Source organism: Piscibacillus salipiscarius JCM 13188, from assembly GCF_001311865.1.
In the GTDB taxonomy this organism is placed as follows: domain Bacteria; phylum Bacillota; class Bacilli; order Bacillales; family Alkalibacillaceae; genus Piscibacillus; species Piscibacillus salipiscarius.
In genome coordinates, this window is record NZ_BBCD01000017.1 from 19,000 (window position 1) to 32,917 (window position 13,918).

A 13,918-nucleotide genomic window follows, 5' to 3' on the forward strand; every position below is an offset into this window, starting at 1 on the left:
TCCTGTTTTTATATTTGTCTTAATTTTAACTAAAAATAGTCCGTAATCTACTTAGAGATTAACTGATCGATTACTTCATTTATATTTGTGGTCGGTTGCCTACAAGTGAAGTTTTCACACACATAAATGGTCGTCTGTCCATGTAACGATATATAGTCTGTCGTAAAAGGTGCTATATGAGATAACTTCTTTTGCCTATCCGATTTAAGCCAACTGATATGAGGTAAAAAGTGATTCACTTTAAACTCCTCAAGCTTATCCCATGAAGAGTCTTGTCCCTCATCAATAACCACCACTTCTGCGGAAGGATATTCTGTTAATAATAAGCTAATTAAGAAGAAGGTACTTCCTTCAGGTATACGCGATAATGCAGGATAAAAAACATGATATAGATCGTCAACTAGATTCGCATACTCGGTATTTGCTGTTAATGATGACAATCTAGCTAATACGACTGTAGCGACACTATTACCAGATGGTACAGCCCCGTCGTGAATATCTTTTTCATTTGAAATGAGGGGTTCACTATCCTGACCTGTTAACACAAAACCTCCATGCTCATCATCCCAGAACAGTTCGTACTTGGCATCAGCTAGATTCTTAGCCTTACTTAAGTCATCAACTTCAAACTCGGCATCATATAACTCTAAATAAGCCCAAGCTAAATATGCATAGTCATCCAGATAACCTTTATATTTTACTTCTCCATCACGAAAACGCGCCATTAATCGTTTATTTTTGAAAAGGTTATTTTCAATGAACTCAGCTGCTTGTCGTGCACGTTCTATATATAAAGGCTTCTTAAAAATTTGACCTGCTTTAGCTAATGCTGCAATCATCATAGCATTCCATGAAGTTAAAATTTTATCATCTAAGTGAGGGTAAACTCTTGATTCCCTTGCCTCTAGTAACTTTGTTCGAGCTTGTTCAAGCTTTTCTTCTAGTTGTTCTAATGACATATTAAACTGATTCGCAATAGAATCAACGTTAGTATGAATCAAATTCGGAATATTTTTACCATCGAAATTTCCTTCAGTTGTTATGTTATATGTTGAACTATACAACTCTCCAAGTTCTTCACAAAGGATTTGGTCAATTTCACGTTTTCCCCATACATAATAAGCCCCTTCTTTACCTTCAGAATCAGCATCAATAGCTGAATAAAATGCACCTTCAGGACTTGTCATTTCTCTAAAAACAAATTCAATAATTTGTTCACTAATCCTTTTGTAATACTGATTACCGGTTAACTGATACGCTTCTACATAAGTCATTAAAAGTAAGGCCTGATCATAAAGCATTTTCTCAAAATGAGGAACTAACCATTCTTCATCCGTTGAATATCTGGCGAATCCAAATCCAATATGATCGTACAACCCACCTTTAGCCATTGAATATAACGTTTTTCTACCATTTGACGGGCCATTAATTTACCAGTTTGCTTATAATATCTCATTAAAAACATTAAATTATGAGGTGAAGGGAATTTAGGTGCTCCTTCAAAACCTCCATGTAATGTATCAAAGGTTTTTCCTAATTCATGGAAGCCTTGATCAGCAGCATCTTTAGAAACCCGCTCCTCACCTTTATTAAAAATAACTTGATTAAGTGATGTCTTAACACTTTCAGTTACATCTTCAATTTGCTTAGGGTCGTTATGATAGGTCTCCGCTAAATATCCAATGACCTGCTTAATACTTGGTAAGCCATGTTTACTTTCTTTTGGGAAATATGTTCCAGCGTAGAAAGGAATTTGATCTGGCGTCATAAAAATGCTTAAAGGCCAACCGCCATGCCCATTCATTCTTTGGCATACCTTCATGTAAACAGCATCAATATCAGGACGTTCTTCACGGTCGACTTTGATGGCTACGAATTTTTCATTAATTTCCTTAGCGACCTCTTCATCCTCAAATGATTCATGAGCCATCACATGACACCAATGGCATGTCGAATAGCCAATACTTAAAAAGATTGGCTTATTTTCTTTCTTAGCCTTTTTAAATGCTTCATCACCCCATGGATACCAATCTACAGGATTGTATGCATGCTGCAGCAGATACGGTGATTTTTCATTAATCAATTGATTTGGTTTTTGGCTTGCCACAAGATCACCTACTCGTCTAAATTATGTCTATTACTATTTTAACTTACATCAAGAGCACTTCTCTACTCGTAAGCTAAGAAAAAGCACCAACCCAAATAGGCTGGTGCTCATTGTTTATTTTATTAAAATGTTTCAAGGTTATCTAAATTATTAGTTGGATCTCCATCAGCATTCCCACGTATGACCGGTCTACCATTTCTAGCTTCTCCTATATTGACTCCTGAAATGGTACCGTTTTGAATCTCATTTAATGCTTGCTGATAGTCTAATTCACGTCCACTAGACGCTTAAAATGAGTGATGTCACCATCTTGGTCTTTTCTGACTGCGACAAACGTTTCTTGATTCATGTGATCACCCTCCTTATCCTATAGCATGTGTAAGTTGGTCATTTTTATTCATCACCGTTTGCACATGATATGAGTAATATAAACTAACACCTACTTCAGAACAGGAGCGTATTAGAATGATTAGAGTTTCGGGTGATTATCTTCAAAACGCAAATATGTTGACGCTTGATCCAATTGAAAAAGTCATCTTTAATCGATTATTAGAAGATCCTTTAACGTACGCTTATAGAAACCTATATGAATTAGAATTTGAAATCCAGCTAAGAAGCCAAATTATACACAGTGCAAAGTTAATGAACGATAGTCAAGCGACTTTCGAAGTATTTGCTCAATCTAGGCGCAATCCTGACTACTGGATTCGTACGATGATGGGTGGTTTTTATTAAGGGCCGATGTTAATCCTTCAGACGCTATAAAAGATATCTATATTAATAGTGATCAATATGGATTTGAATGCGCAACCGCAATGCTGATCATCTATTATCACGCTGTTTTAAATACGATTGGCAAAGAGCTATTTAATCGATTTTAAATATCTTTACTTATATAGCTGGCATTCAGATTCAGACTTAAAATTACAAACCATTGATACCGACTTCTTAATTCCTGGAGACATTGTTTATTTTAAAAATCCCGATGTGAACCCTCAAACCCCTTGGTGGCAAGGAGAAAATGCTGTGGTATTAGAAGATGGTAGTTACTTCGGTCATGGAATGGGTATTACGTCTGCTGAACAGATTATTCATTTTTTAAATGAGAATAGAAAAGACAATAGCACACGATCGGCATACTTACACAAAACTGTAACAAGACCTAACTTCAGATATTTAGCGAATGTTTCATCTAATCGTAACCTCGATAAACCACAACTAGAAGTTATTCACCACGGTGAACCTTCCATATCAAGTAGTAAATATTTGTACTATTTAAATATGTTTTACTTGAAAAATTAAGTGGTTGTGAGATGGATAGTGGCTGAGATAATTGGTGATAAATTATAGTTTAAACAAACTATTTATGTGAAAACACAACCATTCCATAGTAACGCACTGTTAGTTGACATACACAAAGATTTTACCAGGGAAAGCGAGGCTAGCTAGACTCCGCAGAACGAAACAAAGTTGGAGTGCGAGGAGTCTTGCAGACCGCTCGCAGAAAAAGAAGTGTATGTCAACTGTAGTGTCCTAAAATCTAGGAAAAAATAAATATCTATATTTAAGTAAAATACTCAAATTTAGCTTCAGGAAAATAGTCAACTAAATACTTTCCTAATGTATTTTTCATATCCTCCTGCTCTTCGTTAGTATAAACATACTTCCAAATGCCGTATTTACCCCACTTTGGTTTACGTTTTGACTCATCAAGTTCTAACTTAGTCATTGGGTAGTTTTTCTCAATTGTCTTTTTAGCTGGCTTTGTAAAACGATGCTGAATGAATTCAAAAGTCAAATCGTTACGGGCATATTGTGGCAATAGCGCCTCTAATTTTTCGAACATTTCTTTATAGCCTTCCCTCCAGCCCTCATGAAGGTAAATCGGAGCGACAATAAAACCTAATGGATAACCCGCTTCAGCAACCTTTCTTGCTGCTTCTAACCGATCATCTAGCTTAGATGTTCCAGGTTCAAAATATTTAATTACATAGTCTGCATTGATGCTAAACCTAAAACGAGTCTTCCCATTGTGTTTTGCATCTAATAAGTGATCAACATGAGCGAATTTAGTCACAAAACGCAATTGTCCCAAATCAGATTCGCCGAAGTATTCAATTGCTCTTTTAAGTGTATGAGTTAAATGATCAATTCCAACAATATCTGATGTACAAGACGCTTCGAATCGTGTCATTTCTGGGGCCCGTTCCCTCATATATTGTTCAGCTTGATCAAAAACTTCCTCTACATTAACGTAGGTTCGAATATATGGTTTACTTCCCATTGTCGTTTGTAAATAACAATAATGACAATGCCCCATACATCCAGTCGCTAAAGGGATTGCATATTCTGCAGATGGCTTTGATGTATCAAACTTTAACGTTTTTCCTTAGTCCAACAACTAATGTCGACTTAGCGACGCGATATCTTTGAAAGTGATTATCTCCAGGTAAGTTTCGAATATGGTTATGAGAAGTGGTTTCTCTTATTTCAATTCCCATATTCTCAAACTTATTTACTAATTCTTTACCTAAATCATATTCAAGTGCTCGAGGTTCAACATAGACAAGTTCAGGAACAAATGGCTTAACCATAAAAAGTCTCTCCATCTTGACCGAAGTAAAAATCGTAAGCCTCATTAGCTTCTTCTTCAGTTTTAAATACAGCAATTTGGTCATCTAAAGGATAATAGGTCTCATATAAAAATAGTGCCAATTCGCCTGGCTCGTCTGGATGCTCAACAACAGCAGCTTCTTGAACTTGAGCAACATTTTGAGTATGTGGGTTACGATACATAACGTAAACGATATCACCAGGCCGATATTCATTTTGGATTTCCATCTCTACACCTCCATAAAAATGGTACAAGCTATTATTTAGCCTGTACCATTAAAGGAGATTTATCCGATGTTACCATTCACTTATTAGGAGATAAAATTAACCTTCTCATAACCGATGTCATTAAGTATTCTTGCTTTTCGACTTCTAAATTGGCCTGGTATATATTTGAAATCGTTTTACGATTGACATTTACTCCAATTAAATTAACACTAACCGGATTAAAGAAATCTAACACTTTACCTATGAACTCATTTTCACTCCGCATATGTTCTAACATGACTATTTTTCCTTCAGGTTTAACCACTCGTCTAAGCTCTTTCAAACCTTTTACTGGGTGAGGTACAGAACAAAACACACAAGTGGAGACGATATAATCAAAGCTGTCATCGTTAAATTCGAGATTCTCAACGTCCATTTCATATAATTCAATTTCACAGGCTGCTTCATCTACCTTTTCACGGGCTCGATCAAGCATTTTCGAGCTAAAATCTATCCCAACAACTTCAGCTTCTTTTGGATAATATTTAAAATTAGTTCCAATACCAACACCGACTTCGAGTATTCGACCATTGACTCCTTTTAATAACTCTTTTCGCCAATCTTCTTTTACGAGATGATCCATGACTTCAAATTTACTTGATATTCGGTCGAATCGTTTTTTATCTGTTCTGTATCTGCCATAACCCTGCACTCCTTTAATGTCTTGTATTTAATAAGTTACACATATTTATCACAGATAAACCACTCGTCATATTTATATAATCTCGTCTACTTTAATCCATCCCCTGACACTATTGATGAACCAAAATTCATCCACCATGCCTACTTCATTTCTAGACAATGAGCGCTCAGTACACTGATTTTCTCTTAACAATCGCTCTCTAAACGTACCAGCTAAGAGTCCGTCCGAAACAGGTGGAGTAAAATATTGCTCATTTATTTTATAAATAACGTTACCAGTTGTAAATTCAGTTACGTTATCATTCTCATTCCATAATAGAACATCATAAACGTCATTCCTTTGAAACGATTTATAAAAATCACGATAGGTCGTCTTGTGATAATAAAACATATTTGAAGCATCAATTGGTTTATTGGCTAATGCAACTTTAATCGTCGAAGGTGTACTTCCATATGGCTTGATTTCGTATTTGATATTACCTTCTCGATTTAAAAGCAGTCTAATAACATGTTCTTGATTAGGATGTTTGGATAAAATAGTTTTAGTAACTCTTTCGACCTCTTCTAGTTTGAAAGGAATTTTGAAAAAATGCGCTGATCTCTTCAACCTACTAATATGCTCATCGTAGTACTTGATTTGTCCATATTCTAATTTCATCGTCTCAAGTAATTCAAATTCAGTTCCTTGTTGCTTTAACACGTTCGATTTAGCTACTGTCTCTTCGTATTCATTTTCTGGAGTAGAATCCCAAGTAATGCCCCCACCTACACCATAGAAAGCCTTTTATCTCGATGATCAACTAAAACAGTTCTAATTGGCACATTAAAAACTGCTTTTTGATCGGGAGTGATCATTCCAATGGCGCCACAATAAACTTCTCTTGGTGAGGTTTCTAATTGCGAAATAATTTCCATCGTACTAATTTTAGGTGCGCCAGTTATAGAACCGCATGGAAAAATGGCTTCGAAAATAGATGCTAGTCCGACATCACTTCGAGTTTTTGCGGTCACTGTTGAAGTCATTTGATAAACCGTAGGATAGGCTTCTATTTCAAAGAGCTTAGGCACTTTAACCGACCCCTTTTGGGCAATTCGTGATAAATCATTTCTAAGTAGGTCCACAATCATGACGTTCTCGGCTTGATCTTTTTTCGAATTTAACAGTTGCTTCTTACATAACTGATCATCTTCACCGGAATAACCTCTTTTGACAGTACCTTTCATTGGTTTAGTTTCAATACGATGACCGTCCCAGGCAAAGAATAATTCTGGTGACACCGAGATGATTTCAAAATCATTAAATTGTAAGTGACAAGTGTAGTTAGCCATTTGACTTTGTCTAAGCTGTTCATATAGCTGCCTAGTATTTAACTGGTCAAATAGTGCCACCAAACGAAAAGTATAATTAACTTGATAACTAATTCCTTGTTTGATTGCATCATGGATTGACTTAATAGCCTTAAAATAGCTTTCTGGCTTAGTATCACTTTGCCAGTTCATTTGTTGAAAATGTTCAGTCGGAATGTCATATAAATGATTTGTCTCTTTGTAAATCCCGAAATAAAGATAGGGTAACCTTACATCTTGATGTGTTCTCATTTTAGGGTTAAATGCCTGTGCCGCCTCATAACTGAGATAGCCAACACCATAATAACCATCTTTGGAATATTGCTCTATCTGTTCTAAAGCAGGTTTTACTTCATCTAAACGATTAGCCACCACATAATCTATTGGCTGCTCAAAAATATATGAATGTTCATCTAACCAATCGTGTTTGAAATGAACAATTTGTTTAGTCACTTATTCCACTCCCGGTATGTCTTTATAAAGTTATGAAGCATGGTTTGTCCTGAGGAAGTTAAAATTGCTTCTGGATGAAACTGTACACCTTCAATTGGATCTTTAGTGTGCCTTATTGACATGATTTCATATTGATTGGTCTTTCCAGTTACAATAAGCTCATCTGGCTTCGATTCAGGGTCAGCAATTAATGAATGATAACGGGTAACTTGAATGGGATTTTCAAGATTATTATATATCGATAGGCCGTCATGGAGGACGTCATCTGTCATTCCATGCATAGGACGATTAGCTTCTATAATGCACCCACCAAAATATTCGTAAATCATTTGAAATCCAAGACAAACACCTAAAATTGGAATTTTGCCTTTAAACATATCAATTACCTTTTTAGAAACGGCGTGTTCTTTAGGGTGACCAGGCCCAGGCGATAATATCACATAGTCAGGGATGAAGTTGTTGAAATAATTGAATGAAATGTCAGTATGGCTAATCGTTATAACCTCTTCATCTAAATCCTCTAACATGTGAACTAAATTATATGTAAATGAATCATCGTGATCAATCATTAAAATCATCGTTACCATCCTTACCTAGTCATGTGATTGAACTTTATTTTTGCTACGTGCATTAGTTTATATGAGACATTTTTCAGCCACTTTTGAGACATTTTCAATTAAAAATTCGGTATCGAATTTTGTCGAAAACGTGAATTTATCTTAATTTATGAGACATTGAAGACGATATATAGGACATTCAAGGCAAAATATAGGACAAATTTACAAAAAAGCTCGAGGAAAGAAATCTTTCCTCGAGCTTTATTATACTTTATTATTCGTGATCCGCTAATACTTTCATGACGTTTTTAACCGAGTCAGCTGATTGATCTAGTTGAGCTTTTTCCTCTTCGGTTAAATCTAGCTCAATGATTTCCTCAAGTCCGTTTCCTCCCAAAATAGTAGGAACGCCTAGGTACATATCATTGTAGCCATATTCACCCTCTAAATAAGCAATTGAAGGAAGAATACGACGTTGGTCTTTCAAGATAGCCTCGACCATCTCCGTAATGGATGCAGCTGGTGCATAATAAGCAGAACCATTACCTAATAGACCAACAATCTCTCCGCCACCTTTACGTGTACGTTCAACAATCTCATCTAATCGCTCTTTAGAGATTAATTTTTCAATAGGGATACCGCCAGCAAACGAATAGCGAAGCATAGGAACCATATCGTCGCCGTGACCACCAAGAACGAAACCAGTAATATCTTTAACTGAAACATTTAACTCCTGCGCAATAAATGTTCTACGCGATGTATCAAGTACACCGGATTGACCGATCACTCGATTCTTAGGAAAGCCAGCTTCTTGGAACACTGAGTAAGTCATCGCATCAACCGGATTTGTTAATACAATAATGTAACAGTCTGGTGAATACTTGACAATCTCTTTAGTAACTGACTTCATAATTTTTGAGTTCGTTGCAACTAAATCATCTCGGCTCATACCAGGCTTTCTAGCAATACCTGCAGTAATCACAACTACATCTGAACCTTTTGTATCTTCATAGTTTGATGTGCCAATAATGTTCGAATCAAAACCTTGAACAGGACTTGCTTCTAACATGTCTAACGCTTTACCTTTAGTTGGGTCTTCCATATCTGGAATATCCACCAAAACAACATCGGCTAGCTCTTTTTGAGCAACCATAAGAGCTGTTGTTGCACCTGTAAAACCAGCACCTATGACAGAAACTTTTCTTCGCTTAATTGTCATGAGCGTTCCTCCCAAAAATATAATTAGTCCATATTTTTGATTAGCTCGTCACCGAATTCAGAACATTTAACTTCAGTAGCACCGTCCATTAGACGAGCGAAGTCATATGTTACAACTTTGCTAGCAATTGTTTTATCCATAGCTTTATGGATTAACTCACTAGCTTCTCTCCAGCCTAAGTGGTCTAACATTAATGTACCTGAAAGGATCACTGATGATGGGTTAACTTTATCCATTCCAGCATACTTAGGTGCAGTACCATGAGTTGCTTCAAAAATAGCATGACCTGTTTCATAGTTAATATTCGCACCTGGGGCGATTCCAATTCCACCAACTTGTGCAGCTAGTGCATCAGAAATGTAATCACCATTAAGTTCATAGTCGCAACCACATCGAACTCTTTCGGGCGAGTTAAAATTTGTTGTAAGAAGATATCAGCAATCGCATCTTTAACGATAATGCGACCAGCATCCTCAGCTTCTTTTTGTGCTTGGTCTGCTGCTTCACGGCCTTTTTCTTCAACAATTTGATCATATTCTTTCCATGTGAATACCTTATCACCATATTCACGTTCAGCAAGGTCATAACCCCAAGCTTTGAAAGAACCTTCTGTAAACTTCATAATATTACCTTTGTGTACAAGTGTTACGCTCTTCTTACCTTCAGTAAGAGCATATTCAATCGCAGAACGAACTAGACGTTCCGTACCTTCTTTTGATACTGGCTTAATACCGATTCCTGAAGTTTCAGGGAAACGGATTTTGCTAACGCCCATTTCGTTTTGAATGAAGTCAATAACTTTTTTAACTTCATCTGTACCTTCTTGCCACTCAATACCAGCATAGATATCTTCTGTGTTTTCACGGAAGATTTGCATGTCTACATCTTCAGGACGCTTAACAGGAGATGGTACACCTGAGAAGTGTTTTACTGGACGTAGGCAAGTGAATAGGTCAAGCTCTTGACGTAATGCTACGTTTAAAGAACGAATACCGCCACCGATTGGTGTTGTTAAAGGTCCTTTAATTGCAATCTTGTATTCACGAATAGTATCTAGAGTTTCATTAGGTAACCATTCACCTGTATTATCTTTAGCTTTTTGACCAGCAAGAACTTCTTTCCATTCAATGCTTTTCTCACCATTATATGCTTTCTCAACTGCTGCTTCTAATACACGAGAAGCTGCTGCCCAGATATCTGGTCCTGTCCCGTCACCTTCAATAAAAGGAATAATCGCATTATTTGGTACATTCATTTTTCCATTTTCAACAGTAATTTTTTCACCTTTTGTCAATGTCATAACCTCCTAATTCTCGTTACACTTTATTTAGATTTAATAACATCACAAAAGCCGGTTTAAACCGGCTTTTGGTTTATCGCTTGTCAATTGGTGTATAAGTTTGCTTGTTAGGTCCAACGTATTCAGCACGAGGACGAATTAAACGGTTGTTATCATATTGTTCTAAAATATGAGCTAACCAACCAGATACACGGCTCACAGCGAAGATCGGTGTGAATAGATCATGATCAATTCCTAAGCTGTGATAAACAGATGCCGAGTAGAAATCCACATTAGCTGGTAGACCTTTATTCTCTTTAATATAGTCTTCAATTTTAACTGACATGTTGTACCACTTAGATTCACCAGTGATTGTAGTCAATTGTCTAGACATTTCTTTTAAGTGCTTCGCACGAGGGTCACCATTTTGATAAAACGCGGTGTCCCATACCCATGATTTTTCTTTATTAGCTAACTTTTCTTCAATGTATTCAATTGCTTTAGAGTCATCGCCAATTTCAGTTAACATCTTCATAACGCGCTCGTTCGCACCACCATGTAGAGGGCCCTTTAGAGCACCAATAGCAGCTGTTACACCTGAATAAACATCAGATAATGTAGCTACACATACACGAGCTGTGAATGTTGAAGCGTTTAGCTCATGGTCTGCATGTAATACTAATGCTTTATTAAATGCTTCTTCTTCAATGTTTTCAGGTTCTTTACCTTTAAGCATGTATAAGAAGTTAGCTGCGAAACCTAAATCAGTCTTAGGTGAAATAGGCTCTTCACCGTTACGGATACGAGCAAACGCAGTTACAATTGTAGGAATCTTAGCTTGTAAGCGAAGTGCTTTGCGACGGTTTGCATCTTGTTCCATCACGTCAGCCTCTTCATCATATAATCCAAGCATAGATACAGCTGTTCTTAGAGCAGCCATAGGATGTACAGTTTTTAAGTCATATGATTTTAAGTGATCAATCACTTCTTGAGGAAGACTCATGTTGTTGGCAAGTTCTTTTTTTAAATGAGTCGAGTTCATTTTGTGTAGGTAGTTTTTGATTCCAGAGTAAGTAGATAATTTCTTCAAAGCTTGAATTCTCAGCTAAATCATCAATATCATAACCAACGTAAGTCAATTTGTCATCAATGATTGAACTGATGGAGGATTCGGTTGCAACGATTCCTTCAAGACCTTTAGGGTTTGCCATAGTATCTCTCTCCTTTTCCACAAATTAGTCATAGAGCAATAAGTGTATGCATAAATATACACTTTAATCTATTATTCCTCTAGCATAATTGTCCCACAGACCATTATAAACAAAATTCTAATGAATGTGAAATCTTTCTACTCAAAAATAATAATATCTTTAATGTCTGCATAGCTATTAAATATATTCCCTTGTAAATATTCCATTAAACTTAAGAGAATATCTTGATAATCGAATCTACAGTTTGCATCACTAAGTATGCAATACCGGCACCGATTAATGGTCCAACCGCGACACCTTGGAAAAACACAACAGCTAGTATTGTCCCGATTACTAATGCCGCTGTTAAATGTGGATCATTTGCTAATAAGTGGAGCCCATCTTTTGCAATGTAAGCAACAAACATACCAGCTAAAAGCGCAATCCAAGCGTAATAAGACTTAACACTTTGGACAAGCTCTTGAAAACCGATCTCACCTGTTGCAATTGGAACTAATACAGCAACGGTAATCACAACGACACCAAGAAATAATCCTTTAGATTCAAGAAAAGGAAATAGCTTATCATCCAAATTAAAAAGCTTAATTCCAAATAAGATATAGACCGCAATTAAAATAGCTTGGTTTTTAGCAATAAAGCCAAGTAGTAGCAAAATTAATAAAAACAAATTAGAAGATGTTAGCATCCTTAACCCTTCTTTCTAGATGGACAAGCGAAAGGAATAGTATGATGACAATTAATTACCTGAATTTCATAAAATTAATGATATGGTTATGTATAATTGGTTTAATTATCTATATGGTATTTCATCATTTATTTCCTTTTGCATTAAGTTTAATCATTGCTGTAATGATTAACCCGATCGTACAACTCTTACAGGACAAGCTTAACCTTCACCGAAAATTAGCTGTTTTAAGCGTACTCGTACTTATATTGTTTAGTTTTATCACGATTATAACTTTTAGTTTGATTGAGCTAGTCCATTTATTTCAGTATCTTACTCAAATTATGCCTCACAGCATTGAGGAAACGTTTAAAGCCATTCAATTGTGGAGCGAAAGAATCATAGATCGTTCATATGATCTAATGTCTTCGTTTATGAACTCTATACAACCACAATCTCAAGCGCTGCTTAAAGAGTTAATGAACGATATGGTTAATAGTGTCAAAGACTACAGTCAACATGTTTTAGTCAGTTTCTTTCAAAATACAATCAATACTCTAACGAACCTATTAAAAGGCAGCTATTTTGTGTTATTCATTTAATCGGGACATTTTTTATCAGCTCAGATGGCCCTAAATGGCTCACTGAACTGAATGAAAAACTCCCGGGTAAAATGACAAATTATATTCATACCATTAAGGAAAGTTTCGTATCTTTGATTAAAAAATATGCCCTAGCTCAGCTCATCATTGTGTTCATCACAGGAGTTATTGTTTATTTTGGATTATTAATATTTGATGTTAAACATGCACTAGCAATTGCATCAGTTGCTATTTTTCTTGATCTCATACCTTTTATAGGCATAAGTGCTCTGTTTACACCGTGGATTTTATATTTGTTTTTTACTAATCATTATACTTTAACAGTCCAGCTTAGCATTTTATTTATACTTCTAATTCTTATCCGTAATATTATTGAACCTAAATTAATTGGTTCATCAATAGGTATCCACCCATTATTTTTAATTATGATTTTATTTGTATTTATGAAACTGTTTGGTTTCTTCGGTATTCTAATTGGTCCAATGGTTGCCGTAAGCATTAAAGCCTTATCACAGGCTGGAGCATTTACATCGCTAAAAAATTATCTGTTTGATGGTTAATAATTTCTAAACACTTTTATGGAACCTTTACGAAACATCTCAGAGACAATCTTTCTAATATAGATCTTAGCTGGTTTTCTAGTTTGCGGGATTAATAATAGAAATCCTATTGTATCTGTTACAAACCCCGGAGTAAATAACAGTACAGCACCAACTAATATAGCAATTCCATCTAAAATTTCATCAGTAGGAGCTCTGCCATGTGAAAGCTCAAACCTAGCACGGTTTAATGTATCAGTGCCTTGATATTTAGCTAAATAAGCACCTGCTAATCCTGTTAAGATAATACCAAATAAAACAAACCAAACATTAAATACGTTCCCTAACCAGACGAACAATGCAATCTCAACAGCTGATATAACAATAATTAAAAAGAATAAGATACGAAACATCCTAA

At 35.9% G+C, this 13,918-nt stretch carries 13 protein-coding genes and 5 pseudogenes; 4 read left to right on the forward strand and 14 right to left on the reverse strand.

The genetic code is table 11. The annotated features are described in order from the left end of the window. Nucleotides 1-47: 47 nt before the first annotated feature. Both JCM13188_RS11820 and JCM13188_RS19175 read right to left on the reverse strand, forming a co-directional pair. A pseudogene (locus tag JCM13188_RS11820) lies at nucleotides 48-2,107 on the reverse strand (thioredoxin domain-containing protein). A gap of 122 nt (nucleotides 2,108-2,229) precedes the next feature. Then, nucleotides 2,230-2,456 (reverse strand): annotated as a pseudogene (locus JCM13188_RS19175) (DUF3892 domain-containing protein). A 155-nt stretch (nucleotides 2,457-2,611) separates the two neighbouring features. Here JCM13188_RS19175 and JCM13188_RS21060 point away from each other — a divergent pair. Then, nucleotides 2,612-2,988: pseudogene (locus JCM13188_RS21060) on the forward strand (TGL-type protein-glutamine gamma-glutamyltransferase). Continuing rightward, nucleotides 2,960-3,409: a TGL-type protein-glutamine gamma-glutamyltransferase gene (locus JCM13188_RS21065; protein WP_369404982.1), complete on the forward strand. Its 450-nt coding sequence runs from the start codon at nucleotides 2,960-2,962 to the stop codon at nucleotides 3,407-3,409. The pseudogene JCM13188_RS21060 and the gene JCM13188_RS21065 overlap by 29 nt, the downstream one beginning before the upstream one ends. A 262-nt stretch (nucleotides 3,410-3,671) precedes the next feature. Here the strand turns inward: JCM13188_RS21065 and splB are convergent. The 11 genes and pseudogenes from splB to JCM13188_RS11875 all read right to left on the reverse strand — a co-directional run bounded on the left by splB (nucleotide 3,672) and on the right by JCM13188_RS11875 (nucleotide 12,380). Continuing rightward, a pseudogene (gene splB / locus JCM13188_RS11830) lies at nucleotides 3,672-4,701 on the reverse strand (spore photoproduct lyase). Beyond that, on the reverse strand, nucleotides 4,694-4,948 hold the full coding sequence (locus JCM13188_RS11835) for a transcriptional regulator SplA domain-containing protein (protein WP_054754284.1): 255 nt from the start codon (nucleotides 4,946-4,948) through the stop codon (nucleotides 4,694-4,696). Before JCM13188_RS11835 ends, splB begins: the two are co-directional and overlap by 8 nt. A 76-nt stretch (nucleotides 4,949-5,024) precedes the next feature. Next, on the reverse strand, nucleotides 5,025-5,639 hold the full coding sequence (locus JCM13188_RS11840) for a class I SAM-dependent methyltransferase (protein ID WP_054754286.1): 615 nt from the start codon (nucleotides 5,637-5,639) through the stop codon (nucleotides 5,025-5,027). Nucleotides 5,640-5,702: 63 nt separating this feature from the next. Continuing rightward, nucleotides 5,703-6,329 (reverse strand): aminotransferase class IV, encoded by a 627-nt coding sequence (locus JCM13188_RS11845; protein ID WP_054754288.1) that lies wholly within the window; start codon nucleotides 6,327-6,329, stop codon nucleotides 5,703-5,705. Nucleotides 6,330-6,394: 65 nt separating this feature from the next. Beyond that, nucleotides 6,395-7,429: a chorismate-binding protein gene (locus JCM13188_RS11850; RefSeq protein WP_054754290.1), complete on the reverse strand. Its 1,035-nt coding sequence runs from the start codon at nucleotides 7,427-7,429 to the stop codon at nucleotides 6,395-6,397. Beyond that, nucleotides 7,426-8,007: an anthranilate synthase component II gene (locus tag JCM13188_RS11855; protein WP_054754292.1), complete on the reverse strand. Its 582-nt coding sequence runs from the start codon at nucleotides 8,005-8,007 to the stop codon at nucleotides 7,426-7,428. Before JCM13188_RS11855 ends, JCM13188_RS11850 begins: the two co-directional genes overlap by 4 nt. 253 nt (nucleotides 8,008-8,260) lie before the next feature. Next, the gene (gene mdh / locus JCM13188_RS11860; RefSeq protein WP_054754293.1) at nucleotides 8,261-9,205 is read right to left on the reverse strand and encodes a malate dehydrogenase; all 945 of its coding nucleotides are present in this window, start codon (nucleotides 9,203-9,205) and stop codon (nucleotides 8,261-8,263) included. A 23-nt stretch (nucleotides 9,206-9,228) separates the two neighbouring features. Further along, a pseudogene (gene icd, locus JCM13188_RS11865) lies at nucleotides 9,229-10,499 on the reverse strand (NADP-dependent isocitrate dehydrogenase). Nucleotides 10,500-10,578: 79 nt separating this feature from the next. Continuing rightward, nucleotides 10,579-11,487 carry a citrate/2-methylcitrate synthase gene (locus tag JCM13188_RS11870; RefSeq protein WP_439646635.1) on the reverse strand — a complete coding sequence of 303 codons (909 nt, stop codon included), beginning with the start codon at nucleotides 11,485-11,487 and terminating at the stop codon, nucleotides 10,579-10,581. Beyond that, the gene (locus tag JCM13188_RS21825) at nucleotides 11,462-11,695 is read right to left on the reverse strand and encodes a citrate/2-methylcitrate synthase (protein ID WP_439646636.1); all 234 of its coding nucleotides are present in this window, start codon (nucleotides 11,693-11,695) and stop codon (nucleotides 11,462-11,464) included. Before JCM13188_RS21825 ends, JCM13188_RS11870 begins: the two co-directional genes overlap by 26 nt. Nucleotides 11,696-11,906: 211 nt before the next feature. Further along, nucleotides 11,907-12,380, reverse strand: coding sequence for a DUF441 domain-containing protein (locus JCM13188_RS11875; RefSeq protein ID WP_054754295.1), 474 nt, complete (start codon nucleotides 12,378-12,380; stop codon nucleotides 11,907-11,909). Nucleotides 12,381-12,457: 77 nt separating this feature from the next. On the opposite strand from JCM13188_RS11875, the gene JCM13188_RS11880 reads away from it, so the two are divergent. Together JCM13188_RS11880 and JCM13188_RS11885 are read left to right on the forward strand one after the other, a co-directional pair. Then, the gene (locus tag JCM13188_RS11880) at nucleotides 12,458-12,961 is read left to right on the forward strand and encodes an AI-2E family transporter (RefSeq protein ID WP_279401787.1); all 504 of its coding nucleotides are present in this window, start codon (nucleotides 12,458-12,460) and stop codon (nucleotides 12,959-12,961) included. Further along, on the forward strand, nucleotides 12,952-13,521 hold the full coding sequence (locus tag JCM13188_RS11885; RefSeq protein WP_500796497.1) for an AI-2E family transporter: 570 nt from the start codon (nucleotides 12,952-12,954) through the stop codon (nucleotides 13,519-13,521). Before JCM13188_RS11880 ends, JCM13188_RS11885 begins: the two co-directional genes overlap by 10 nt. Here JCM13188_RS11885 and JCM13188_RS11890 read toward each other — a convergent pair. Beyond that, nucleotides 13,518-13,913 (reverse strand): FxsA family protein, encoded by a 396-nt coding sequence (locus tag JCM13188_RS11890; protein ID WP_054754302.1) that lies wholly within the window; start codon nucleotides 13,911-13,913, stop codon nucleotides 13,518-13,520. The two genes, JCM13188_RS11885 and JCM13188_RS11890, sit on opposite strands and share 4 nt — an antisense overlap. Nucleotides 13,914-13,918: the final 5 nt, after the last annotated feature.

What these genes read in the sequence shown, in the direction of transcription:
- JCM13188_RS21825 (WP_439646636.1), bottom strand. Translation starts at nt 11,695, where the DNA reads ATGGCAAACCCTAAAGGTCTTGAAGGAATCGTTGCAACCGAATCCTCC.
- JCM13188_RS11875 (WP_054754295.1), bottom strand. Translation starts at nt 12,380, where the DNA reads ATGCTAACATCTTCTAATTTGTTTTTATTAATTTTGCTACTACTTGGC.
- JCM13188_RS11890 (WP_054754302.1), bottom strand. Translation starts at nt 13,913, where the DNA reads ATGTTTCGTATCTTATTCTTTTTAATTATTGTTATATCAGCTGTTGAG.
- JCM13188_RS11835 (WP_054754284.1), bottom strand. Translation starts at nt 4,948, where the DNA reads ATGGAAATCCAAAATGAATATCGGCCTGGTGATATCGTTTACGTTATG.
- JCM13188_RS11880 (WP_279401787.1), top strand. Translation starts at nt 12,458, where the DNA reads ATGATATGGTTATGTATAATTGGTTTAATTATCTATATGGTATTTCAT.
- JCM13188_RS11855 (WP_054754292.1), bottom strand. Translation starts at nt 8,007, where the DNA reads ATGATTTTAATGATTGATCACGATGATTCATTTACATATAATTTAGTT.
- JCM13188_RS11870 (WP_439646635.1), bottom strand. Translation starts at nt 11,487, where the DNA reads ATGAGTCTTCCTCAAGAAGTGATTGATCACTTAAAATCATATGACTTA.
- mdh (WP_054754293.1), bottom strand. Translation starts at nt 9,205, where the DNA reads ATGACAATTAAGCGAAGAAAAGTTTCTGTCATAGGTGCTGGTTTTACA.